Consider the following 23,377-nt stretch of genomic DNA (forward strand, 5'->3'; position numbering starts at 1 on the left):
CTCAGACGGCGAGGTCGGCACGGCCGGTTCCTTCCTGGGTGGTGACGACGGCGCCCGGGCGGGCGGGGACCAGACAGGCGCGGCGTCCCGGGCGGCCGTCCACGGTGACCAGGCAGTCGTAGCAGCTGCCGATCCCGCAGAAGGCCCCGCGGGGCGCGCCGCCCTCGCGGGTGGTGCGCCACGCCAGGACACCGGCGGCCCACAGCGCCGCGGCGACGGTCTGCCCGGCGAGCACCGGGATCTCCCGCCCGTCGAAGGTGAGGGTGTACTCGGCCTCGGGGGCGCCGCCGACCAGGTCGCGCGGCGTGCCGGAGCGGCTCATCGGAGGGCCTCCTTCGGGGCGTCGTCGGCTCCGGGGCCGAAGCGGTCCGGCCGGAACGGGCTCGGGTCCACCGGCGGCGCGGCACCGGCCAGGGCGGCGGCGATCAGGACGCCGGTGGCCGGCGCCAGGCCGATGCCGGCGCCCTCGTGGCCGCAGGCGTGCAGCAGGCCGGGCACCCTCGGGTCGGGCCCGATCGCCGGCAGGTGGTCGGGCAGGTAGGGGCGGAAGCCGTGGTAGGTGCGCAGGACGCGTACGTCGGCCAGTACCGGGAAGAGCCCGGCCGCCTGGGCGGCCAGCCGGCGCAGCGCGGTCACCGACAACGACCGGTCGAAGCCGACCCGTTCGCGGGTGGCGCCGATCAGGACCGGGCCCGACGGCGTGCCCTCGACCACGGCCGAGGACTGCAGGGCGGCCGAGTCGCTGGCGACGCCCGCGATGTAGTCGGCGGCGTAGACCTTGTGCCGGACCAGGCGGGGCAGCGGCTCCGTCACCAGGACGAATCCGCGCCGCGGCAGCACCGGCAGGTCCACGCCCGCGAGGTCGGCCAGCGCCCCGCCCCAGGTCCCGGCGGCGTTGACGACGGCCCGGGCGGGCAGCTCCCGCCGGGTGGTGCGCACCCCGGCGACGGCGTCGCCGTCGCGCAGCAGGCCGGTGACCTCCTCGCCGAGGTGGACGGCGGCGCCGGAGGCGGCCAGCAGCCGGGCCGCGGCCTGGGCGGGCTGGACCTGGGCGTCCTCGGGGTAGTGGAAGCCGCCGGCGAGGCCGGGGGCGAGGTGGGGTTCGAGGTCGTGCAGGGCGTCTGCGGGGACCTCGACGGCGCTCACCCCGGCGGCCCGCTGGCTGTCGGCGAAGCCGCGCAGGGCCTTGAGGGTGGTCTCGTCGGGCGCCACGACGAGACCGCCCTTGGGCTCGTACTCGGTCTCCGGTGGGAGGACCTCGGCGAGCTCGCGCCAGAGCCTCGTGGACAGCAGCGCGAGGTCGAGCTCGGGGCCCGGCTCCTTGTCGGAGACGAGCAGGTTGCCTTCCCCGGCACCGGTGGTGCCGCCGGCGACGGGGCCGCGGTCGACCACGGCCACGGAGAGTCCGGCGCGCGTGGCGTAGTACGCGCACGCCGCTCCTACGACGCCGGCGCCGACGATCACGGCGTCCAGTTCCAGGGGGTGTCTCTTGGGCACGACAGTAATATGTCACATTCTTCTGAGGCTTGGCTAGGCCGGACCGGGAGGCCCCCGGTCCGGCCCGGATGCGGCCCGATCAGCCGCGCAGCGGACCCTCGCAGCTGTAGCTGGAGGTCCCCGCCACCTTGTTGGACCAGATCTCCACCGGCCCGAAGGAGCAGTTCATGTCGGCCAGGTTGTTCGAGGCCGCGCCCGCCCGGTCGAGGAGGAAGTAGTCCACCGTCTCGGACATGTCCTTGAAGGTCTGGTCGGCGCTGCGCCAGTTCTTCAGGTTGGCCGTGATCCGGCCGGTACAGGTGAAGCGGCGCTTGCCGGGCTCGCCGTTCTCCACGCAGTCCGGGGTGTTGTACGTGGCCTGCGCGAAGGAGGACTTCACCGACGCCAGCGCCGAGTCCCGCAGCTGGTCGACCGGGGTGAAGGTGGTGTTGGGCACGAACAGCTGGTCGACCTTGGCGATCTGCGCGTCCAGGAAGCGGTCGTAGTCGCGCTGGAGGTAGCTGTCGGAGCCCATCCGGTGGCGCCAGGCGTCGAAGCCCGCCACGTCGTTCGCACGCAGGTAGCCGTACATCTCGCGCAGCAGCGAGGGCTTCTCGGTCCACAGGAACTCGAAGAACGTGCCGGCGTAGTTGTAGAAGCGGAAGCCGTCGCCGTCGTAGGTGGCGTGCAGCAGCTGGTCCACGCTCATCCGGGGGCCGCCGCCCGCGGTGTCGTTGATGATGCCCCGCACCAGGGACTTGCGCACGGCGATGCCGTTGTCGCGGGTGGCCCCGTCGAAGAACTCCGCGGTGCCCTCGTCCATGGCGGTGGTGCGGTCCGACTCGTACCAGGGGCCCTCGCCGAAGAAGCCGTGCACGGCGTAGCGGCCGTTGAGGTAGTGCGTGTACTCGTGGCGGAAGAGCTCTTCGAGGGTGAGCGTGGAGTCCTGCGGGACCCGGCGCTGGTAGGTGTAGAAGGTGGCGCCGTTCTCGATGTAGATGCCGCCGTTGTTGGTGCCCATGCCGGTCAGGATCGGGTGGTAGTTCTCGTAGTCGGCGCGGGAGGCGTACAGCACGATGTTCAGCGTGGTGTTGGGGTCGCCGGCCAGCGGCTGGTCGGTGCCGAGGACCCGGTGGTACTGCGCCTTGACCTGCTTGCTCGCGTAGTACAGCTGGTCGACCACGGACCGGGCGAGGCCGGTGCGGACCTTGATGGCGCCGTCGTCGTAGGTGTACGTGTACGGGAAGATCTGCTTCTCGATGTCCTCCTTGCACACCCCGTACGGCTTGCAGGCCTCGTAGAAGTTCAGCCAGGACACCACCTTCGCCCACTGCTCGCTGCCGTTGCCGAAGGTGGCCTTGACCGGCTCCAGCAGGGCGCCGAGGTCGGCGACGACCTGGTCGCGCAGCCCCTGGACCTGGCCGAAGCGGGCGTACTCGCTGAGCGCGTCGCGCGCCACCCAGCTGTTCGCGGTGCCCTTGAGGTGGCCGTACGCGCCGAAGGCCTTGAACGCGGCCCGGTAGCCGGGGTCGGCGGCGACCGCGGCGTGGAAGGCGGCGTCCTGGTTGCCCGGGTACACGCCCAGGTAGCTGACGGACAGGGCGGCCAGCGCCGCGCCGCCCCAGGCGGAGTCGCCGTGGGTCTGCGGGTGGGCCGGGTCCATGGTGGCCAGCACCTTCTGGATGAGGCCGAGCTGGTGCTGGCGCAGCCCCGGGGCGCTGGCGGCGTAGAGGGCCTCGCGCAGGGTGTTGGCGTTGGTGCGGGTGACGTCGAAGGTGCGGGCGGCGCCGCCGAAGTCGGCGACGGCCTGGCGCATGGCGGCGACCGTCGGGGCGTCGGTGACGTCGATCTCGTCGCGGGAGTAGTCGTGGTAGGCGACGGCGTGCAGGTAGGTGAACATCTCCTCCAGGTGGGAGGTGTTCTTGCCGTCGTGGGCGGCGGAGAGGCTCGATATGCGGCGGGAGACGGCCTGGACGTGCGCGTCGGACATGACGGGCGCCAGGCGCGCGTCCCAGGTCCAGATCAGTCCGCGCAGGCAGCCGTCGGCGAGGACGGCGGGGTCGGCGAGGAAGTCCGCGAACTGCTCCGGGTTCAGGCCGGTGATCCCGTCGAGGGTGCACGGGACGCCCGCGGCGACCCCGCGGACCCCGGCCGCGGTCGGGGTGGCCTGCCCGGCCTTGCGGCTCTCGCGCTTCTCGGCCTGCGGGGTGTCGACGGCGGCCGCCCGCGGCTCGGTGGCGCCGGGCACCCGGCCGCCGTCCTTGCCGGTGGCCCGGCCGCCGGGTGCGACCGCGGCGGCCGGGGTCTGCTCGGGCGCCGAGGCGAGGCGGTCCACCTCGTCGAAGGGGTTCGTGCCGGGCGCGGCGGGGGCAGCCGGGGCCGCGGGGCCCGCGAAGGTGGCCGGCACGGGGTTCTCGGCCGCCTGCGAGGTGGCCTGGCCGACCGAGGCCAGCAGGGTCACCGCGACGGCGGAGGCGAGGACGGAGGAACGCACAGCTCTGTGGTGGGACACCAAGGCTCCTGGTGGGGGAGGAAGTGGGGGGTGGTGCTGGTGCTGAACTGCACTGCGTCACGCGGCGTTTGACGGGGATTAACGGACCGGCGTGTGAGCTGTAACATAGTAATGTGAAATTGCACTGACAAGACCTGTGCGCCCCTCAGTTCTCGTCCATCCCTGGGAGCCTTGGTGACCGACACCGCCGCACGCCTGCACATCGGCAGCCACGACCTGCCGGTATCCCCCGAGTTGTCCCGCTTCATGGCGGGGGGCTGGGCCCCTTCCCCGCTCCCCGACAGCTCGCGGGTCCCCGCGTACGCCGTCACCCCGGCCCGGCGCGCACGGCTGTCGGCGCGGTTCCCCGGCGAGCGGCTGATCGTTCCGGCGGGCGAGCTCAAGGTCCGCTCCAACGACTGCGACTACCGCTTCCGCCCGCACAGCGCGTACGCCTGGCTGACCGGGCTCACCGGTGAGGACCAGGTCGGCCACGTCCTGGTGCTGGAGCCCTCCGGTCCGCACGGCCACGAGGCCGTGCTGTACCTGCGCCCCCGCTCGCAGCGCGCCGACGGCACCGAGGAGTTCTACCGGGACCGCCGCTACGGCGAGTTCTGGGTGGGCCGCCGCCCGGACCTGGCCGAGGCCGAGCGGCTGACCGGGATCCGCTGCGCGCACCTGGACGCCCTCGGCACCCCGGCCGGACGCAACGCCGCCGACGACGCCGAACTGGCCGCCGCCCTGGGCGAACTGCGGCTGGTCAAGGACGCCTGGGAGGTCGAGCAGCTCCAGCTGGCCGTCGACCACACCACGGCCGGCTTCGAGGACGTCGTCCGCTCGCTGCCGCGGGCGCTGGCCCACCCGCGCGGCGAGCGCTGGATCGAGGGCGTCTTCGGCCTGCGCGCCCGCGCCGAGGGCAACGGCACCGGCTACGACACCATCGCCGCGTCCGGGGCGCACGCCTGCGTGCTGCACTGGATCCGCAACGACGGCCGGCTGGACCCGCGCGACCTGCTCCTGCTGGACGCGGGGGTGGAGACCGACACCCTCTACACGGCGGACGTCACCCGCACCCTGCCGCTGTCCGGCCGCTTCTCCCCCGTCCAGCGCCAGGTCTACGAACTGGTCCTAGCCGCCCAGGAGGCGGGCATCGCGGCGCTGCGCCCCGGGGCCAGCTTCCGCGACTTCCACCGGGCCGGGATGCGGGTGATCGCCGAGGGCCTGGCCGAGTGGGGCGTGCTGAAGGACGCCGAGGGCGACCTGCACCGCCGGTACACCCTGTGCAGCAGCGGGCACATGCTCGGCCTGGACGTCCACGACTGCGCCAAGGCCCGCGCGCAGACGTACCTGGACGGCGTCCTGGAGGAGGGCCAGGTCCTCACCGTCGAGCCCGGCCTCTACCTCCAGCCCGACGACGAGACCCTGCCGGCGGAACTGCGCGGCATCGGGGTCCGCATCGAGGACGACCTGGTGATCACCGCGGACGGCGCCCGCCTGATGTCAGGCGCCCTGCCGCGGACGGTGGCGGGCATCGAGGAGTGGATGGGCACCCTGCTGGAGGGCTGAGCACCTCAGTCCAGCACCGCGATGCCGTCCAGTTCCACCAGCGCCTTCTCGTCCCACAGGCGGACCGCGCCGACGACGGCCATCGCCGGGTAGTCGCGGCCCGCCAGGCGCCGCCAGATCCGGCCGAGTTCGGGGGCGTGGTCGCGGTACGCGGCCACGTCCACGGCGTAGACGGTGACCCGGGCCAGGTCCGCCGGGGTGCCGCCGGCCGCGGCGAGGGCGGCCAGCAGGTTGGCCAGGGCCCGCTCGAACTGCTCCGGCAGGCCGTCCCCGACCACCGCCCCGGTCGCGTCCAGCGCGGTCTGCCCGGCCAGCAGCACCAACCGGGAGCCGGTGGCCGTCACGGCGTGGGAGAAGCCGGTGGGCGGGGAGAGCTCCGCCGGGTTGATCCGCTCCAGGCTCATCGCACGGGCTCCTTGTCCAAGCGGGCGTCCGCGAGGTCCAGGCGGCCGTCCTTGCGGTCCCCCTGGCCGTCCTTGCGGTCCACGTGGCGGTCCTTGCCGTCCCGGTGGCCGTCCTTGCCGTGCGGGTCGGCGTCCGTGCCGTGCGGGTCGGCGTCCGTGCGGTCCAGCGTGCGGTACAGGTCCTTGGCGATGACCGCGCGCTGCACCTCGCTGGCGCCCTCGTAGATCCGCGGGGCGCGCACCTCCCGGTACAGGTGCTCCAGCAGGTGCCCGCGTTCGAGGGCCCGGGCCCCGTGCAGCTGGACGGCGTGGTCGACGACGTACTGCGCGGTCTCGGTGGCCAGCAGCTTGGCCATGGCGGCGCGCCGCGGCACGTCCGGCGCGCCCTCGTCGTACGCCCCGGCCGCCGCGTAGACCAGCAGCCGGGCGGCCTCCACCCGGGTGGCCATCTCGGCGACCCGGTGCGCGACGGACTGGAGGTCGGCCAGCACCCCGCCGAACGCGCCCCGCCCGGCCGTGTGCCGGACGGTGGCCTCCAGCGCGGCCTGGGCCATGCCGACGGCGAACGCTCCGACGCTGGGCCGGAAGAGGTTGAGGGTGTCCATGGCGACGGCGAAGCCGCGGCCCGGCGCGCCGAGGACGTCCGCGGGGCCCACCCGTACGCCGTCGAAGGTGAGCGCGCCGATCGCGTGCGGGGAGAGCATCCGCAGGGGCCGTCCGGTCAGGCCCGCGCGGTCGGCGGGCACCAGGAAGGCGGTGATGCCCCGGGAGCCGGGCGCCTCACCCGTCCGGGCGAACACGGAGTAGAAATCCGCCTCCGGGGCGTTGGAGATCCAGCACTTCTCGCCGGTCAGCCGCCATCCGGCCCCGTCCGGCTCGGCGCGCAGCGCCAGCGCCCCCGCGTCCGAGCCGGCGTCCGGCTCGCTGAGCGCGAAGGCGGCCACGGCCCGTCCGGCGCGCACCTGGGGCAGCCACCGGGCCCGCTGGGCGTCGGTGCCGGCGCGCAGCACCGGGTGGGCGCCCAGGCCCTGCAGGGCCAGTGCCGTCTCGGCCTCGGTGCAGCCGTGGGCGAGCGACTCCCGCAGCAGGCACAGCTCCAGGGCGCCCGAGGTGAACAGCTTGTCCAGCAGGCCGAGTTCGCCGAGCAGGGCGAGCAGCGGCCGGTTGACCCGGCCGGGCTCGCCCCGCTCGGCCACGGGCCGCAGCCGCTGCGCGGCCAGGGCGCGCAGGTGGGCGCACCAGGCGGTCTGCTGGGGATCGAGCGCGAAACCGGGCATCCGAATGCCTCATTCCTCATCGCGTCTTATCGCGTCCAGTTGACTGTCGTCACGGTCACGATACGCTCCACTTGGCTTTCCCCAGCAGCGGCCGGGGGAATCCGCACGGCCGGCGCCACCCTCTCCCAGCCACCGCTGGGCGTACTCCCACCCCGGACCGTCGCAAGGGGGCGATCCCGCCTTGGAGCTCACGCCATCCGCCCATGTCGACACCTTCGCGCGTGACCACCTGCCACCGCCGCAGGCGTGGCCGCGGCTGCTGTGCGAACTGCCCGAGCTGGCCTATCCCGACCGGCTCAACTGCGGCTCCGAGCTGCTGGACGCCACCGTGGAGCGGTTCGGCCCCGCCCGGCCCGCCTTCCGGGACGCCTCCGGCGGCGTGTGGTCGTACGGCGAGCTGCGCGAACGGGTCGACGCCCTCGCCCACGTCCTGACCGAGGACCTCGGCGTGGTCCCCGGCAACCGGGTGCTGCTGCGCGGCCCGACCGGCCCGTGGCTGGCGGCCTGCTGGCTGGCGGTGATGAAGGCGGGGGCGGTCGCCGTCACCGTCCTGGACCGGGCCCGCGCCCAGGAGCTGGCCACGATGAGCGCGATCGCGCGGGTGAGCCACGCCGTGTGCCACGTCGCCGCCGTGGACGACCTGGTCAAGGCCGAGGTGCCGGGAATGAGCATCACCCCGTACGGCGGGGAGGACCCCGGGGACCTGCTGCGCCTGGCGCGCCGGCACGCCGGGCGGGCGTACCCGGCGGTGGCCACCGCCGCGGACGACGTGGCCCTGATCGCGTTCACCTCGGGCACCACGGGCCGGCCCAAGGGCTGCATGCACTTCCACCGGGACGTGCTGGCGATCGCCGACACCTTCTCCCGGCACGTGCTGCGCCCCGTGCCCGACGACGTCTTCGCCGGGAGCCCGCCGCTCGGCTTCACCTTCGGGCTGGGCGGTCTGGTGGTGTTCCCGCTGCGGGCCGGCGCGTGCGCGCTGCTGCTGGAGCAGGCCGGTCCGCGGCAGCTGCTGCCGGCGGTGGGCCGGCACCGGGTGTCGGTGCTGTTCACCGCGCCCACCGCCTACCGCACGATGCTCGACGAGCTGGCCTCGCACCCCTACGAGGGCTACGACCTCTCCTCGCTGCGCCGCTGCGTCTCGGCGGGCGAGAACCTGCCGGCGGCCACCTGGCAGGCCTGGTACCGCAGCACCGGGTTGCGGATCATCAACGGGATCGGCGCCACCGAGCTGCTGCACATCTTCATCTCCGCCGCCGACGAGGAGATCCGCCCCGGCACCACCGGCCGGGCGGTCCCCGGGTGGCAGGCCCGGGTCGTGGACGGCAACGGCCGCCCGGTGCCGGACGGGGAGCAGGGGCTGCTGGCCGTGCGCGGCCCGGTGGGCTGCCGCTACCTGGCCGACCCGCGGCAGGGCGACTACGTGCGCGACGGCTGGAACCTGACCGGCGACACCTACGTCCGCGACGCCGACGGGTACTTCCGCTACGTCGCCCGCGCCGACGACATGATCATCTCGGCGGGCTACAACATCGCCGGCCCCGAGGTCGAGGAGGCCCTGCTGCGCCACCCGGACGTGCTGGAGGCGGCCGTGGTGGGCCGGCCGGACGAGCGGCGCGGCCAGATCGTGGTGGCGTACACCGTGCTGCGGGAGGGCGCGCGGACCACCGAGGACGAGCTGCGGGCCTTCATGCGGGCGGAGCTGGCGCCGTACAAGTGTCCCCGGGTGTTCGTCTTCCCGGAGGCCCTGCCCCGCACGGCGACCGGGAAACTGCAACGGTTCCGGCTGCGCGATCTAGAGTGAGCGTGTGGCCGAGCAGCACACCCCGCGTTCCCTGATCGTCACCTTCTACGGCGCCTACGGACGCGCCTTCGACGGGCCGGTACCGGTGTCCGCGCTGGTCCGCCTGCTGGGCGCGGCCGGTGTGGACGCCCCGTCGGTGCGCTCGTCGGTGTCCCGCCTCAAGCGCCGCGGCTTCCTGCTGCCCGCCCGGGACCCCGGCGGGCAGGCGGCGTACGCGCTGTCGGCGGAGGCCCACCAGCTGCTGCGGGACGGCGACCGGCGGATCTACGCGCCGCCGGTCCGGCCCACGGACGCCTGGCTGCTGGCGGTGTTCTCCGTGCCGGAACAGGAACGCAGCAAGCGGCACCTGCTGCGCTCGCGGCTGGCCCGGCTGGGCTTCGGCACCGCCGCGCCGGGCGTGTGGATCGCGCCCGCCCGGCTGTACGAGGAGACCCGGCACACCCTGGAGCGGCTCCGGCTGACCGGGTACGTGGAGCTGTTCCGCGGCGACCACCTGGGCTTCACGCCGACCGCCGAGTCGGTGGCGCGCTGGTGGGACCTGACGGCCCTGGCCAAGCAGCACGAGCAGTTCCTCGACCTGCACGAGCCGGTGCTGCGCGGCTGGCGGTCCGGTGCCCGCGCGGGCGGCCCGGAGGCCGCCTACCGGGACTACCTGCTGGCCCTGGACACCTGGCGGCACCTGCCCTACGCCGACCCGGGCCTGCCGCCGGAACTGCTGCCCTCGGACTGGCCGGGCGAGCGCTCGGCGGCCGTCTTCGCCGAACTCCACACCCGCCTGCACCCCCTCGGCGCGGCCTTCGCCGCCGGCTGACCCCACCCGCCGGGCCCGGCGTCGCGCCCGGCGTCGTGGCCGCCTCGCGCCCGGTGCCGGGCCGCCGTCAGCCCTTGCCGGTCGGGGGGCGGCGGCTGCCGGCCCGGTAGGGGGCCGGCCAGGGCGCGGCCGGACCCTCGTAGCCCTGTTCGGCGGCGGCGTGCAGGGTCCAGTGCGGGTCGTACAGGTGCGGGCGGGCCAGGGCGCACAGGTCGGCGCGTCCGGCCAGCAGCAGGGAGTTGACGTCGTCCCAGGAGGAGATCGCGCCGACGGCGACGACCGGGACGCCGAGCACGTTGCGGATCCGGTCGGCGTAGGGGGTCTGGTAGGAGCGGCCGAACTCGGGGGCCTCGTCGGCGACGACCTGGCCGGTGGAGACGTCGATGGCGTCGGCGCCGTGGTCGGCGAAGGCGGCCGCGACGGCGAGCGCGTCCTCCTCGGTGAGGCCGCCGGGCGCCCAGTCGGTGGCGGAGATCCGCACCGTCATCGGACGCTCCTGCGGCCAGACGGCCCGCACGGCGTCGAAGACCTCCAGGGGGAAGCGCAGCCGCCCGGCCAGGCTGCCGCCGTAGGCGTCCTCGCGGTGGTTGGTCAGCGGGGACAGGAACGAGGACAGCAGGTAGCCGTGCGCGCAGTGCAGCTCCAGCAGGTCGAAGCCGCAGTCGGCGGCGCGGGCCGCGGCCTCGGTGAACTGCGTACGGATCCGGGCCAGGCCGGCGGTGTCCAGGGCCTGCGGGACCTGGGAGCGGCCGGGCAGGTAGGGCAGGGCGGACGGGGCCACCAGCGGCCAGTTGCCCTCGGGCAGCGGTTCGTCCATGCCCTCCCACATGCGCCGGGTGGAGCCCTTGCGCCCGCTGTGGCCGAGCTGCACGCCGAGGGCCGTGCCGGGGGCCTGGGCGTGCACGAAACCGGTGATGCGCCGCCAGGCGGCGGCCTGCTCGTCGCTCCACAGCCCGGCGCAGCCGGGCGTGATCCGGCCCTCGGCCGAGACGCAGACCATCTCGGTCATGACCAGGCCGGCCCCGCCCAGCGCCCGGGCGCCCAGATGGACCAGGTGGAAGTCGCCGGGGACGCCGTCCTCGGCGCTGTACATGTCCATCGGGGAGACCACCACCCGGTTGCGCAGGGTCAGTCCGCGCAGCCGGTACGGGGTGAACATGGGCGGGGTCGTCCCGTCGGGGCAGCCGAAGTCGCGTTCGACGGTGCGGGTGAAGCGGGGGTCGCGCAGGCGCAGGTTGTCGTGGGTGACCCGGCGGCTGCGGGTGAGCAGGTTGAAGGCGAACTGCCGCGGCGGCTGGTCGACGTAGCCGGTGAGTTCCTCGAACCAGCGCATGCTGGCGGCGGCGGCGCGCTGGGTGGAGGCGACGGCGGGCCGGCGGGCCGCCTCGTACGCCGCCAGGGCGGTGGGCACGTCGGGTTCCTGCGCCAGGGCCTCGGCCAGGGCGAGGGCGTCCTCGACGGCGAGTTTGGTGCCCGAGCCGATGGAGAAGTGCGCGGTGTGGGCGGCGTCGCCGAGCAGCACCAGGTTGCCGTCCGACCAGCGCTCGTTGACGACCGTGCGGAAGGCGGTCCAGGTGGAGCGGTTGCCGGACAGCTCGCGGCCGCGCAGGGCCTCGCTGAAGCGTTTGGCGCACCGGGCCGCGGACTCGGCCTCGTCGCACAGGTCCAGGCCGGCCGCCCGCCACACCTCCTCGCGCATCTCGACGATGACCGTGGAGGCGCCGGAGCCGTCGCCGGGGCGGGCGTAGGGGTAGCCGTGCAGCTGCATGACGCCGTGCTCGGTCTCGGCGACCTCGAACCGGAAGGCGTCGAAGGCGAAGTCGGCGGACAGCCAGATGTACCGGCACCGCCCCGTGGTCACCGTCGGCCGGAACACCTCGGCGTACGCGGCGCGGACCGGGCTGTGCACCCCGTCGGCGGCCACCACCAGGTCGTGGTCCTGCCGCAGCCGGTCGGCGGCCGGCGCCTCGGTGCGAAAGCGCAGGGTCACGCCGAGCTCCGCGCAGCGGGCGTGCAGGACCGCCAGGAGGCGGCGGCGGCCGAGGGCGGCGAAGCCGTGGCCGCCGGAGGTCAGCACCCGGCCCCGGTGCACGACGTCGATGTCGTCCCAGCGGACGAACTCCCGCTGGAGGGCGGCGTACACGGCGGCGTCGGCCCGCTCGATGCCGCCGAGGGTCTCGTCGGAGAGCACCACGCCGAACCCGAAGGTGTCGTCGGGGGCGTTGCGCTCCCACACCTCGACGGTGTGGCCCTGCCGCGCCAGCAGGGCGGCGGCGTACAGTCCCCCGGGTCCCCCGCCGGCGACGGCGACGCGCACGGCGCTACCTCCCGGTCCAGCGGGGCGCGCGTTTGGCGGTGAACGCCGCGTGGAACTCGGCGTAGTCCCGGCCGTGCATCAGCAGGGCCTGGGTGTTGGCGTCCAGCTCCACCGCGGCGGCCATCGGCATGTCCAGCTCCGCGGTGAGCAGCGCCTTGGTCTGGGCGTAGGCCAGGGCCGGTCCGGCGGCCAGCTGTTCGGCCAGCTCCCGGGCCCGGGCCTCGGCCTTGCCCTCCTCGGTGAGCTCGCTGAGCAGCCCGATCCGCTCGGCCTCGGCGGCGCGCACCGGCTCGCCGAGCATCAGCAGCCGGGTGGCGTGGCCGAGTCCGACGACGCGGGGCAGGAGGTAGGCGGCGCCCATGTCGCCGCCGGACAGGCCCACCCGGGTGAAGAGGAAGGCGAACCGGGCGGTGGGGTCGGCGATGCGGAAGTCGGCGGCGAGCGCGAGGACCGCGCCGGCGCCGGCGGCCACGCCGTGGACGGCGGCGATCACCGGGAACGGGGCCTCGCGGACGGCCCGGACCACCTGGCCGGTCATCCGGTTGAAGTCGAGGAGCTGCGCGGGGTCCATGGCGAGGGTGGCGCCGATGATCTCGTCCACGTCGCCGCCGGAGCAGAAGCCGCGCCCTTCGCCGCCGAGGACCAGGGCGCGCACGGAGCGCTCCCGGGAGAGTTCGGCGAGCAGATCGCGCAGGTCGGCGTAGGCGCCGAAGGTGAGCGCGTTGAGCTTCTCGGGGCGGTCGAGGGTGACGGTGGCCACGCCGTCCTGCCGGGTCACCCGGAGGTGACGCCACCGTTCGGTGCCTGCTGCGGAACCAAGGAAGGGGCTCACGGAACCGACGGTATCACCGCCTTGTGACTGTCGTCACCGATACGCAACACGCGTCGGTGGCGGCGGGCGGGGCGGTGGCGGCCGAAGGTCCCGGCCGCCACCGGCCCTGGGGCCCGGCGCCGTACGCCGGGGTGCCCTACGGCGGCCCGGGGGCCCTCCGTATGGTTGAAGTTGAATCCGGGATCTTCTCCCGCTCCCCCTGGCCCAGCCCTACGACGCCGGAATCGGACGGAACCGCCATGTCGGACACCGCAGCCTGGCGGATCACCCTGCCGCACTCCACCGCCGCCGTGCCGATGGCCCGCGCCCTGGTCCGTACCGCCCTGGCCGAGGCCGGCGCGCCGGCCGACTGCGACACGGCCGAACTGCTGACGGCGGAGCTGGTGGCCAACGCGGTGGAGCACACCGGCGGCGCGGGCCGCATCGAGCTGGTGGTCCGGCTGCGGGCGCACGGCTGCGAGATCGAGGTCCACGACGGAGACCCGCGGCCGCCGGGCGATCTCGTGCGCCGGCCCGAGGCGCAGGTCCCCGACGTCTGGCAGGAGCACGGGCGCGGCCTGCTGCTGCTGCGCACCCTCAGCTCGGCGTGCGGCCACCGGGCCACGGCGACGGGCAAGGCGGTGTGGTTCACCCTCGCCGCGCGGCTCGCCGCGGTGTGAGGCGCGCCCTCCCGCCGGACGTATGACTATGCGTCGGCCCGGGCGGGGGACGGCTGGGCCAGGGTGGCGACGAGCACGGCCTTGATGGTGTGCAGCCGGTTCTCGGCCTCGTCGAAGACGACCGAGTGCGCGGACTCGAACACCTCGTCGGTGACCTCCAGCGACTCCAGGCCGTGCCGGGCGTGGATCTCCCGGCCGACCTGGGTGCCCAGGTCGTGGAAGGCCGGCAGGCAGTGCAGGAACTTCACGTCCGGGTTGCCGGTGGCCCGCAGCACGTCCATCGTGACGGCGTACGGCGCCAGCGCCTCGATCCGCTCGTCCCAGACCTCCTTGGGCTCGCCCATGGAGACCCAGACGTCGGTGGCGACGAAGTCGGCCTGGGCGACGCCCTCGGCGACGTCCTCGGTCAGCGTGATCCGCGCGCCGCTGGCCGCGGCGAGCTCGCGCGCCCTGGCCACGACGGGGTCGGCCGGCCAGTAGGCCCGCGGCGCCACGATCCGCACGTCCATGCCGAGCAGGGCGCCGGTGACCAGGTAGGAGTTGCCCATGTTGAAGCGGGCGTCCCCGAGGTAGGCGAAGGCGATCCGCTCCAGGGGCTTGGCGCAGTGCTCGGTCATGGTGAGCACGTCGGCCAGCATCTGGGTGGGGTGCCAGTCGTCGGTCAGCCCGTTGAAGACGGGCACGCCGGACCACGCGGCGAGCTGTTCGACGGTCTCCTGGCTGTCGCCGCGGTACTCGATGCCGTCGAACATCCGGCCCAGCACCCGCGCGGTGTCCTTGACCGACTCCTTGTGGCCCATCTGCGAGCCGGTGGGGTCGAGGTAGGTGGTGGTCGCGCCCTGGTCGGCGGCGGCGACCTCGAACGCGCAGCGGGTGCGCGTCGAGGTCTTCTCGAAGATCAGCGCGATCGTGCGACCCTGGAGCAGGCGCTGCTCGGTGCCCGCCCGCTTGGCCGCCTTGAGCTCGGCGGCGAGCTCGACCAGGCCGCGGAACTCGGCGGCGGTGAAGTCGAGCTCCTTGAGAAAACTGCGGCCGACGAGGTCGGTGGGCATGGGACGCTCCAGGGTCGCACGGACGGGGAATGCTGGAAGTCTATACGATAGACTGCATCGCTATACAGACTGGTGTGTCCCCCGCCCCCGCACGGGCCTCCGCCGCGCCCCGCCGGGCCCCCGGCCCGCTCAGGCCGCGTCCCGCTCGACCGGACAGCTCATGCAGCGCGGCCCGCCCCGGCCCCGCCCCAGCTCGCTCCCCGGGATCTCGATCACCTCGATGCCCTCCTTGCGCAGATGGGTGTTGGTGGTGACGTTCCGCTCGTAGGCCACGACCACGCCCGGCTCCACCGCCAGCACGTTGCAGCCGTCGTCCCACTGCTCCCGCTCCGCCGAGTGCACGTCCTGGGTGGCGGTGAGCACCCGCAGCGCGTCGAGGCCGAGGGCGGCGGCGATGGCCCGGTTCATGTGCTCGGGCGGGTGGTCGGTGACCTTCAGCTCCTGGGCGTCGTCACCCGGCTCGATGGTGTACGAGCGCAGCATGCCCAGGCCCGCGTACTGGATGAAGGTGTCCGCGTCGACCATCGTCATCACCGTGTCCAGGTGCATGAACGCCCGCCGCTTGGGCATGTCCAGGGCCACGATCGCGCGCGCCGAACCGGCCGCGAACAGGCCGCGCGCCAGCATCTCCACCGCCTGCGGCGTGGTGCGCTCGCTCATCCCGATCAGCACCGCGCCGTTGCCGATGACCAGGACGTCGCCGCCCTCGATGGTGGAGGGGTAGTCGGCCTGGCCCTGGGACCAGTAGTGGAAGGCGCCGGAGGCGGTGAACAGCGGGTGGTGCCGGTAGATCGCCTCGAAATGGACGGTCTCGCGCTGCCGGGCCGGCCAGCGCATCGCGTTGATGGACACCCCGTCGTAGATCCAGGCGGAGGTGTCACGGGTGAACAGGTGGTTCGGCAGCGGCCCCAGCAGGAAGCCGTCCAGCTCCAGGGCGTGGAAGCGGACCGAGACCGGTTCGCTGTGCCGCTCCAGGAACTCCCGCTTCGTCATCCCGCCCACCAGGGCCTCGGCCAGCTCGTCCGACGGCAGGGCGTCGAAGACCGCCCGGAGGTGGTCGGTGGCGAGCGGGCCGTACTCCTTCTCGTCGAACACCCGGTCCAGCACCAGATGTCTGGCCTCGGGGATGTCGAGGGCCTCGCGCAGCAGATCGCCGAAGAGGTGCACCGCCACCCCGCGGTCGCGCAGGACGTCGGCGAAGCCGTCGTGCTCCTGGCGGGCCCGGCGCACCCACAGGACGTCGTCGAAGAGCAGCGCGTCCTTGTTGCTGGGGGTGAGCCGCTTCAGCTCCAGGTCGGGTCGGTGGAGAATGACGCGGCGAAGCCGCCCGGTCTCGGAATCGACATGGAATCCCATGACGTACACGTTCGCAGACCGGACGGCTTTTTGAGGGGCCCGGGGACCGCTCCCGGCCTCAGCGCAGTCCGAGCAGCGCCGACGGCGCGCCCGTCAGCTCCGGGGTGACGATGCCGAGCTTGGGCTCGGCCAGGTCCGGCAGCCCGTAGTTGGCCGGGTTGGGCGCCGTCAGCGGCAGGCCGAGCACCGCCGCCGGGCCGTGCGCGCGCATCGTGGTGGCCGGGGTCTCCAGCGCGCCCTCGCCGTCGGTCTCCTTGCTGCCCAGCAGGTTCGGCACCGGCGAGGTGATGCCGGTGGCGCCGAGCTCCGCCCCGAGCGGCACCGAGGGCAGCAGCGGGGTGGGCAGCAGCTCGCCCGTGTGGAAGGTCGGCGCCTGCGGCGCCCCCACCACCGGCACCGGCACCGCGGTGGCCACGCGCGGGGCGTCCAGGCCCAGCGAGCTCTCGACGGCGTCGAGCGGCACCCCCACCGGGACCGTGGAGGCCGCGGCCGGGGCCGCCGCTCCCGCCGCGGCCATACAGGTCATGAGCGCCGCAATGCTTCCGCGCGCGGTCATCTTCATATCTGACGTTCCGTCCTTCCGTGGGTCACGTACACTCCGCTGCCCTGGAAGAACGATCCCGCGCGCCGCTGGTCACCGCGCCGGTGGCCGCGGCGGTCCCGTCACAGCCTCGGGTCGACCGGCTCCGACTCCAGGGCGAGGACCGCGAAGACGGCCTCGTGCACCCGCCACAGCGGTTCGCCGTCCGCCAGCCGGTCCAGCGCCTCCAGCCCGAGCGCGTACTCGCGCAGGGCGAGCGAGCGCTTGTGCCCCAGGTGCCGTTCGCGCAGCCGCTCCAGGTGCTGCGGACGGGTGTACTCCGGGCCGTAGACGATCCGCAGGTACTCCCGTCCGCGCACCTTGACGCCCGGCTGGACCAGCCCCCGGCCGCCGCCGCGGACGTAGGCCCCGAGCGGCTTGACGACCATGCCCTCGCCGCCGGCGCCGGTCAGCTCCAGCCACCAGTCGGTGCCCGCGCGGACCGAGTCGGCGTCGGTGGTGTCGACGAGGATCCGCCCGGTCCGGCGCAGCAGCCCCGTGCCGGCCCGCTCGTCGGCCTCGACCAGCCGGTCCAGCCAGGCCAGTTGCCGGTCGTGCGGGACCGCGGCGAGGCTGCGGCCCGCCACCGCGAGCAGCTGGAACGGCGCGAACCGTACGCCGTCGAGCCCCTCGGTGGTCCAGCAGTAGCGCCGGTAGGCCTCGGTGAACGCGGCCGCGTCGGCGGCCCGGTCCCGCTGGCGTGCCAGCAGGCCCCCGGTGTCCACCCCGCGGGCCTCGGCGGCCTCCAGGGCGGCCAGCGCGCGCGGGAAGACCGCCCGGGAGGCGGCGCCCACGGCGGCGTACTGGTGGCGCAGCAGTCCGGTGGACTTCAGCGACCACGGCAGCAGTTCGCCGTCCAGGAGCAGCCAGTCCGTCTCCAGCTCGTCCCACAGCCCGGCGCCGGTGACGGCCGCCCGGATCCGGTCGAGGACCTCCTCGGTGACGGCCGGGTCGTCGAAGAAGGCCCGACCGGTCCGGGTGTAGAGCGACCCGGTCGGCCCGTCGGCCACGCCGAACCGCTCCCGGGCGGCACCGGCGTCCTTGCACAGCAGGACCACGGCACGCGAGCCCATGTGCTTCTCCTCGCACACCACCTGCGCGACGCCGTCGGCCCGGTACTGGGCGAAGGCCTCGGCCGGGTGCTCCAGCCAGCCGTCCTCCTTCGAGGCGGCGGTGGGCGCCATGGTCGGCGGCAGGTACGGCACCAGGCGCGGGTCGACCGCGAAGCGGCTCATCACCTCCAGCGCGGCGGCCGCGTTCTCCTCGCGCACCGCGACCGCCCCCAGGTGCCGGGTCTCCACGACCCGGCGCCCGTGCACGTCGGACAGGTCCAGCGGCCGGCCCTGGTGACCGCCCGGCGCCGCCGCTCCCAGCGGCTTGACCGGCTCGTACCAGACGCGCTCGGCCGGTACGTCGACCAGCTCGCGCTCGGGCCAGCGCAGCGCGGTCATCCGCCCGCCGAACACGCACCCGGTGTCCAGGCAGAGGGTGTTGTTGATCCACGAGGTGGTCGGCACCGGTGTGTGGCCGTAGACGACGGCCGCCTTGCCCCGGTACTCCTCCGCCCACGGGTAGCGCACGGGCAGCCCGAACTCGTCGGTCTCGCCGGTGGTGTCGCCGTAGAGGGCGTGCGAGCGGACCCGGCCGGAGGTGCGTCCGTGGTACTTCTCGGGGAGGCCGGCGTGGCAGACCACCAGCTTGCCGCCGTCGAGGAGGTAGTGGCTGACCAGGCCGTCGATGAAGGCCCTGACCTCGGCCGCGAACGCCTCGTCCTCGCGCGCCAGCTGCTCCACCGTCTCCGCCAGACCGTGGGTCAGCTGGACCTTGCGGCCGGCGAGGTGGCGGCCCAGCTTGTTCTCGTGGTTGCCCGGGACGCACAGCGCGTGGCCGGCCTTGACCATGCCCATGACGCGGCGCAGCACCCCGGGGCTGTCCGGGCCCCGGTCGACCAGGTCCCCGACGAAGACCGCGGTGCGGCCCTCGGGGTGGACCCCGTCGACGTAGCCGAGCCGGGTCAGCAGGCTCTCCAGCTCCGAGGAGCAGCCGTGCACGTCACCGATGATGTCGAAGGGGCCGGTGAGGTGGCGCAGGTCGTTGAACCGCCGCTCCCGCACGATCTCGACCGCGTCGATCTCGGCGACGTCGCGCAGCACGTGCACCTTGCGGAACCCCTCGCGCTCCAGGCCGCGCAGGGAGCGGCGCAGTTCGCGGCGGTGCCGCTGGACGACGTGCCGGGGCAGCCCGGCGCGGTCGGGGCGCAGGGCGTTGCGGGCGGCGCAGACCTGCTCGGGCACGTCGAGGACGATCGCGACCGGCAGGACGTCGTGCTCGCGGGCCAGCCGGACCAGCTGGCGGCGGGCCTCGGACTGCACGTTGGTGGCGTCGACGACGGTGAGGCGGCCGGCGGCCAGGCGCTTGCCGGCGATGTGGTGCAGGACGTCGAAGGCGTCCTTGCTGGCGCTCTGGTCGTTCTCGTCGTCGGCGACCAGGCCCCGGCAGAAGTCGGAGGAGAGCACCTCGGTGGGCCGGAAGTGCTTGCGGGCGAAGGTGGACTTGCCGGAGCCGGTGGCCCCGACGAGGACCACGAGGGACAGGTCCGGGACGGGCAGGGTCCGCGGGGTCGGTGCGGTGGTCATGCGGTCTCGCCCTCCTCCGGGCTGTCGGTGGTGCGGGGGGTGTCGTCGGTGCCGACGAGCTGGAACACGGCCAGCTGGGTGGGCGGTCCCACCTCGGGGTCGTCGTCCCCGACGGCCTCGAACCGGACGGTGTAGCCGTGGCGTCCGGCCGCCTCCCGCGCCCAGGTGCGGAACTCCTCGCGGGTCCACTCGAAGCGGTGGTCGCCGTGCCGGACGTGCCCGGCGGGCAGGCTCGCCCAGCGCACGTTGTACTCGACGTTGGGTGTCGTCACGACCACCGTACGGGGACGCGCCGCGCCGAGGACGGCGTACTCCAGCGCGGGCAGCCGGGGCAGGTCCAGGTGCTCGATCACCTCGCTGAGCACGGCCGCGTCGTAGCCGGTCAGCCGCTTGTCGGTGTACGTCAGCGAGCCCTGGAGCAGCCGGACCCGGGAGCTGAGGCGTTCGCCCATGCGGTCCAGGCGCAGCCGCCGCGCCGCCGCGGTCAGGGCGCGCACGGACACGTCCACGCCGACGACCTCGGTGAACGCCGGCTCCTTGAGCAGCGCCTGCACCAGCTGGCCCTGGCCGCAGCCGAGGTCGAGGACCCGGCGGGCGCCGCAGGCGCGCAGCACGCCGAGGATCGCCTCGCGGCGCTGCACCGCCAGCGGGACCGGCCGGGCCGCGCCGGCGCCGGGCTCCGCAGCGTCGTCCGGCGTGGCCCCGCCCGGGTCCTCCACGGCGGTGTCGAGGCCCTCCACGGCGCCGCCCGGGTCCTCCACGGCGGTGTCCAGGTCCTCGACGGCGCCGTCCAGGTCCTCGACGGCGTTGTCGAGGTCCTCGGCCTCGCTGTCGTCGGCCTCGGCGAGCCGGGCGAGTTCCAGGCGGCTCATGGCGTCCTCGGTCAGGGACCGGCGGCGCGCCAGGTAGCGCTCGGTGATCGTGCGGTGCTCGGGGTGCCCGGCCAGCCAGCCGTCGCCGGCCCGCAGCAGCTTGTCGACCTCGTCCGGCGCCACCCAGTAGTGCTTGGCGTCGTCGAGGACCGGCAGCAGGACGTAGAGCTGGCGCAGCGCGTCGGCCAGGCGCAGCTCGCCCTCCAGGACCAGGCGGACGTAGCGGGAGTCGCCCCAGTGCGGGAACCGCTCGTCCAGCGGCACCGGCTCGGCCTGGACGCGGGTCCAGCCGAGCGGTCCGAACAGCCGGTGGACCAGGTCGGCCCCGCCGCGCGCCGGGAGCGCCGGGATCTCGACGCGCAGCGGCAGCGCCCGCTCCGGCAGCTCGGGCCGGGCGGCGCACCGCCCCTTCAGGGCGGTGCCGAAGACGGCGCCGAGGGCGACGGCCAGCAGCGAGGAGGCCGCGTACGGCCGGTCGTTGACGTACTGGGCCAGCGCCCCGTCCGGTGCGCCGCCGCGTCCCTTGCCCCTCCCGCGCCGGACCAGCGCGACCGGGTCCACCTCCAGCAGCAGCGCCGCCGTGCAGCGCTGCTCGTCCGCCTCGGGGTAGAGCACATGGGCGGTGCCGTAGGACGTGGTGAACGCCTGGGCCTTGCCGGGGTGCTTGTGCAGCAGGAATCCCAGGTCGGTCGCGGGTCGGTCAGGGGTACCGGTGGTGGAGATCGTCAGGAACACACGGTCGATTATGGGCACGGGGGCCGCTCGGCCCCTCCGATTTTTCCGGCACCGTCCCGGGCCCCCGCGGACCCCCGCCACGGCCCGGCACCGGCCCGGCACCCCCGCGCCCGCCATCCGCCCCCTACGCCGCAGCGGCCAGGCCTCGGATCCGGTCCGGGCCGACCCGGCAGCAGCCGCCGACCAGCTGGGCCCCGGCCCGCTGCCAGGCGGCGACGGGCCAGGGCTCGGGGTGGTCGGGGGCGCGCCAGGTGCGGGTGGGGGCGTCCCAGACGGAGCCGTCGTTGGGGTAGGCCAGCAGGGGTTTGTCCGTCACCGCGGCGGCGGCCGTGAGGGCGGGCAGGACGTCGGCCGGGGCGCAGCAGTTGACGCCGACGGCGACGATCTCCGGGACCTGCGCGGCCAGCGCGAAGGCCCCGGCGAGGTCCTGCCCGGCCCGGGTCCGGCCGGCCTCCACGGTGTACGACAGCCAGGCCGGCACGCCGGTCCCGGCCAGCAGGCCGAGCAGGGCCTCGGCCTCGTCGGTGTCCGGGACGGTCTCCAGGGCCAGGACGTCCGGCCCGGCCGCCACCAGCGCCTCGATCCGGGGCCGGTGGAAGGCCGCCAGGTCGCGCACGGCCAGCCCGTAGCGGCCGCGGTACTCCGAGCCGTCGGCCAGCGTCGCCCCGTACGGCCCGACGGAGGCGGCGACCCACACCTCGTGGGCGACGGCCCGGGCGGCGCGGTCCGCGAGCTCCACGCTGCGCCGGAGCAGGTCCGTGGTCGCTGCCCGGTCGTGGCCGTGGCGGGCGAAGGCGGCGTAGTCGACCTGGTAGGAGGCGGTGATCAGCACCTCGGCCCCGGCCCGGGCGTAGGCGGTGTGGGCCGCCTCCACCTGGTCCGGCCGCTCGGCGAGGACCCGGCCCGACCACAGGGCGCCGGAGAGGTCGCAGCCCTGGTCGGCGAGCTGGTTGCTCAGCCCTCCGTCGAGGACCACGGTGCGGTGCTCCAGGGCGGCCGCGAGCGGGCCGGACGCGCGGGTCATCGAGGTCCTCCTCAGCCGAGCTGCGTCATCACCCGGGAGGCGATGAGCTCCAGGTGGTCCAGGTCGTGCAGGTCGAGGACCTGGAGGTAGATCCGGGAGGAGCCGACGGCCCCGTAGGTGCCGATCTTCTCGACGACCTCGGCCGGGGAGCCGGCCAGGCCGTTGGCCTTGAGCTCGTCCACGTCGCGGCCGACGGCCCCGGCCCGGCGGGCGACCTCGGCGTCGTCCTTGCCGACGCAGACCACCAGGGCGTTGGAGTAGACGAGGTCGTCGGCCTTGCGGCCGGCCTCCTCGGCGGCCTTGCGGACCCTGCCGAACTGCCGTGCGCTGTCGGTGACCGACGCGAAGGGCATGTTGAACTCGTCGGCGTAGCGCGCCGCCAGCTCGGGGGTGCGGCGGGCGCCGTGGCCGCCGACCAGGACCGGCACCTTGGCCTGGGCCGGCTTGGGCAGTGCCGGCGAGTCCTTGAGCTGGTAGAACCGCCCGTCGAAGTCGAAGGTCCGGCCGGGTTCGGTGGCCCACAGGCCGGTGACGATCGCCAGCTGCTCCTCCAGGCGGGCGATCCGCGCCGGCGGGAACGGGATGCCGTACGCCAGGTGCTCCTCCTCGAACCACCCCGCGCCCAGGCCCAGTTCGATCCGGCCGCCGGACATCTGGTCGACCTGGGCGACCTGGACGGCGAGCACGCCGGGCAGCCGGAAGGTGCCGGCGGTCATGAGGGTGCCGAGCCGGATCCGGCGGGTCTCGCGGGCCAGGCCCGCGAGGGTGATCCAGGCGTCGGTGGGTCCGGGCAGACCGTCGGCCGAGCCCATCTTGAGGTAGTGGTCGGAGCGGAAGAACGCATCGAAGCCGAGGTCCTCGGTGGCCTTGGCGACGGTCAGCAGGGTGTCGTAGCTCGCGCCCTGCTGGGGCTCGGTGAAAATGCGAAGATCCATGCCCTCATCCTGCCTCCCCGGGCCGCCGCCGGCAGGAGCCCCCACCGCGCCCCGGCAGAGTGAATCTTCGTCAACCGCGCGGGCCGCCCGCCGCGCGGCCAGTGACCAGCCCGGACGGCACTCGTTGGCTCGGACGGAGCCGGACCGCCCGGCCCGCGTGCCGGCGGCCCGTCGCCGGTGCGTCCACCGTCCCCTTCCGCGCCCGCGGGAGGGCCGGGCCCGAGGAGGCCGCCATGTCCCAGGAGTCCGTGCCCGAGCACACCGGACTGGAGCCCGCCGTACCCGCGCAGAGCGGCGCGCCGAAAGGACTCCTCCAGCAGATGGAAGAGCTGATGGCCGCGCTCAACGCCGACCTGTCCCAGCTCGACGCCGACCTCCAGTCGTCCTCGGCGGCCTCGGCGTCCTCCCCCGCCACCACGGCCTCCCCGGCACCCGCGTCGTCGCCGTACGCGCCGGCGTCGCCGGAGCGCTCCGCGGACGGCGGTCGCACCGCTCCCCGCTCCTGGTGACCCCGGGGGTCCCGTCGCACGCGACGGGACCCCCGGTCCGC

19 protein-coding genes are annotated in these 23,377 nt (G+C 74.6%); 5 read left to right on the top strand and 14 right to left on the bottom strand.

What is annotated here, in order from left to right; genetic code table 11:
- Position 1 precedes the first annotated feature (1 nt).
- From LG632_RS18875 to LG632_RS18885, 3 genes are all read right to left on the bottom strand, one after another.
- On the bottom strand, positions 2–322 hold the full coding sequence (locus LG632_RS18875; RefSeq protein ID WP_226728522.1) for a (2Fe-2S)-binding protein: 321 nt from the start codon (positions 320–322) through the stop codon (positions 2–4).
- On the bottom strand, positions 319–1,497 hold the full coding sequence (locus LG632_RS18880) for an NAD(P)/FAD-dependent oxidoreductase (protein ID WP_226728523.1): 1,179 nt from the start codon (positions 1,495–1,497) through the stop codon (positions 319–321). The genes LG632_RS18875 and LG632_RS18880 overlap by 4 nt, the downstream gene beginning before the upstream one ends.
- A 79-nt stretch (positions 1,498–1,576) precedes the next feature.
- Positions 1,577–3,988 carry a collagenase gene (locus LG632_RS18885; protein WP_226728524.1) on the bottom strand — a complete coding sequence of 804 codons (2,412 nt, stop codon included), beginning with the start codon at positions 3,986–3,988 and terminating at the stop codon, positions 1,577–1,579.
- Positions 3,989–4,162: 174 nt separating this feature from the next.
- Between LG632_RS18885 and LG632_RS18890 the strand changes: the two genes are divergently transcribed.
- The gene (locus tag LG632_RS18890; protein ID WP_226728525.1) at positions 4,163–5,533 is read left to right on the top strand and encodes an aminopeptidase P family protein; all 1,371 of its coding nucleotides are present in this window, start codon (positions 4,163–4,165) and stop codon (positions 5,531–5,533) included.
- A gap of 5 nt (positions 5,534–5,538) precedes the next feature.
- On the opposite strand, the gene LG632_RS18895 is transcribed toward LG632_RS18890, so the two are convergent.
- The gene (locus LG632_RS18895; protein ID WP_226728526.1) at positions 5,539–5,937 is read right to left on the bottom strand and encodes a RidA family protein; all 399 of its coding nucleotides are present in this window, start codon (positions 5,935–5,937) and stop codon (positions 5,539–5,541) included.
- Entirely contained in the window at positions 5,934–7,214 is a 1,281-nt protein-coding gene (locus LG632_RS18900) for an acyl-CoA dehydrogenase family protein (protein WP_226728527.1), read from the bottom strand. The genes LG632_RS18895 and LG632_RS18900 overlap by 4 nt, the downstream gene beginning before the upstream one ends.
- Before the next feature lie 181 nt (positions 7,215–7,395).
- Between LG632_RS18900 and LG632_RS18905 the strand changes: the two genes are divergently transcribed.
- Positions 7,396–9,018 carry an AMP-binding protein gene (locus LG632_RS18905; protein WP_226728528.1) on the top strand — a complete coding sequence of 541 codons (1,623 nt, stop codon included), beginning with the start codon at positions 7,396–7,398 and terminating at the stop codon, positions 9,016–9,018.
- A gap of 4 nt (positions 9,019–9,022) precedes the next feature.
- Complete coding sequence (locus tag LG632_RS18910) at positions 9,023–9,829, top strand: PaaX family transcriptional regulator (RefSeq protein ID WP_226728529.1); 807 nt, start codon at positions 9,023–9,025, stop codon at positions 9,827–9,829.
- A 67-nt stretch (positions 9,830–9,896) separates the two neighbouring features.
- Here LG632_RS18910 and LG632_RS18915 read toward each other — a convergent pair whose 3' ends face one another.
- The gene (locus LG632_RS18915; RefSeq protein WP_226728530.1) at positions 9,897–12,146 is read right to left on the bottom strand and encodes a bifunctional salicylyl-CoA 5-hydroxylase/oxidoreductase; all 2,250 of its coding nucleotides are present in this window, start codon (positions 12,144–12,146) and stop codon (positions 9,897–9,899) included.
- 4 nt (positions 12,147–12,150) lie between these two features.
- Positions 12,151–12,978: an enoyl-CoA hydratase family protein gene (locus LG632_RS18920; RefSeq protein ID WP_226728531.1), complete on the bottom strand. Its 828-nt coding sequence runs from the start codon at positions 12,976–12,978 to the stop codon at positions 12,151–12,153.
- 239 nt (positions 12,979–13,217) lie between these two features.
- Here LG632_RS18920 and LG632_RS18925 point away from each other — a divergent pair, with 239 nt between their 5' ends.
- Complete coding sequence (locus LG632_RS18925; protein ID WP_226728532.1) at positions 13,218–13,637, top strand: ATP-binding protein; 420 nt, start codon at positions 13,218–13,220, stop codon at positions 13,635–13,637.
- Positions 13,638–13,663: 26 nt separating this feature from the next.
- On the opposite strand, the gene argF is transcribed toward LG632_RS18925, so the two are convergent.
- From argF to LG632_RS18960, 7 genes are all read right to left on the bottom strand, one after another.
- Positions 13,664–14,689, bottom strand: coding sequence for an ornithine carbamoyltransferase (gene argF, locus LG632_RS18930; protein WP_226728533.1), 1,026 nt, complete (start codon positions 14,687–14,689; stop codon positions 13,664–13,666).
- 129 nt (positions 14,690–14,818) lie between these two features.
- On the bottom strand, positions 14,819–16,045 hold the full coding sequence (locus tag LG632_RS18935; protein WP_226728534.1) for an arginine deiminase: 1,227 nt from the start codon (positions 16,043–16,045) through the stop codon (positions 14,819–14,821).
- 58 nt (positions 16,046–16,103) lie between these two features.
- Entirely contained in the window at positions 16,104–16,571 is a 468-nt protein-coding gene (locus tag LG632_RS18940; RefSeq protein WP_226728535.1) for a hypothetical protein, read from the bottom strand.
- Between the two features lie 137 nt (positions 16,572–16,708).
- Positions 16,709–19,261 carry a polynucleotide kinase-phosphatase gene (locus LG632_RS18945; RefSeq protein WP_226728536.1) on the bottom strand — a complete coding sequence of 851 codons (2,553 nt, stop codon included), beginning with the start codon at positions 19,259–19,261 and terminating at the stop codon, positions 16,709–16,711.
- Positions 19,258–20,868 (bottom strand): 3' terminal RNA ribose 2'-O-methyltransferase Hen1, encoded by a 1,611-nt coding sequence (locus LG632_RS18950; protein WP_226728537.1) that lies wholly within the window; start codon positions 20,866–20,868, stop codon positions 19,258–19,260. Before LG632_RS18950 ends, LG632_RS18945 begins: the two co-directional genes overlap by 4 nt.
- 124 nt (positions 20,869–20,992) lie before the next feature.
- Positions 20,993–21,892: a homocysteine S-methyltransferase gene (mmuM, locus tag LG632_RS18955; protein WP_226728538.1), complete on the bottom strand. Its 900-nt coding sequence runs from the start codon at positions 21,890–21,892 to the stop codon at positions 20,993–20,995.
- Between the two features lie 11 nt (positions 21,893–21,903).
- Complete coding sequence (locus tag LG632_RS18960; RefSeq protein ID WP_226728539.1) at positions 21,904–22,827, bottom strand: LLM class F420-dependent oxidoreductase; 924 nt, start codon at positions 22,825–22,827, stop codon at positions 21,904–21,906.
- A gap of 233 nt (positions 22,828–23,060) precedes the next feature.
- Between LG632_RS18960 and LG632_RS18965 the strand changes: the two genes are divergently transcribed.
- The gene (locus tag LG632_RS18965; RefSeq protein WP_226728540.1) at positions 23,061–23,336 is read left to right on the top strand and encodes a hypothetical protein; all 276 of its coding nucleotides are present in this window, start codon (positions 23,061–23,063) and stop codon (positions 23,334–23,336) included.
- Positions 23,337–23,377 lie beyond the last annotated feature (41 nt).

Source organism: Streptomyces antimicrobicus (genome assembly GCF_020532625.1).
Taxonomy (GTDB): Bacteria; Actinomycetota; Actinomycetes; order Streptomycetales; family Streptomycetaceae; genus Streptomyces; species Streptomyces antimicrobicus.

Coding starts and splice junctions, on each gene's coding strand:
- LG632_RS18940 (WP_226728535.1), bottom strand. CDS start 16,571: ATGACCTGTATGGCCGCGGCGGGAGCGGCGGCCCCGGCCGCGGCCTCC.
- LG632_RS18900 (WP_226728527.1), bottom strand. CDS start 7,214: ATGCCCGGTTTCGCGCTCGATCCCCAGCAGACCGCCTGGTGCGCCCAC.
- mmuM (WP_226728538.1), bottom strand. CDS start 21,892: ATGACCCGCGCGTCCGGCCCGCTCGCGGCCGCCCTGGAGCACCGCACC.
- LG632_RS18945 (WP_226728536.1), bottom strand. CDS start 19,261: ATGACCACCGCACCGACCCCGCGGACCCTGCCCGTCCCGGACCTGTCC.
- LG632_RS18925 (WP_226728532.1), top strand. CDS start 13,218: ATGTCGGACACCGCAGCCTGGCGGATCACCCTGCCGCACTCCACCGCC.
- argF (WP_226728533.1), bottom strand. CDS start 14,689: ATGCCCACCGACCTCGTCGGCCGCAGTTTTCTCAAGGAGCTCGACTTC.
- LG632_RS18965 (WP_226728540.1), top strand. CDS start 23,061: ATGTCCCAGGAGTCCGTGCCCGAGCACACCGGACTGGAGCCCGCCGTA.
- LG632_RS18960 (WP_226728539.1), bottom strand. CDS start 22,827: ATGGATCTTCGCATTTTCACCGAGCCCCAGCAGGGCGCGAGCTACGAC.
- LG632_RS18935 (WP_226728534.1), bottom strand. CDS start 16,045: ATGGGATTCCATGTCGATTCCGAGACCGGGCGGCTTCGCCGCGTCATT.
- LG632_RS18895 (WP_226728526.1), bottom strand. CDS start 5,937: ATGAGCCTGGAGCGGATCAACCCGGCGGAGCTCTCCCCGCCCACCGGC.
- LG632_RS18875 (WP_226728522.1), bottom strand. CDS start 322: ATGAGCCGCTCCGGCACGCCGCGCGACCTGGTCGGCGGCGCCCCCGAG.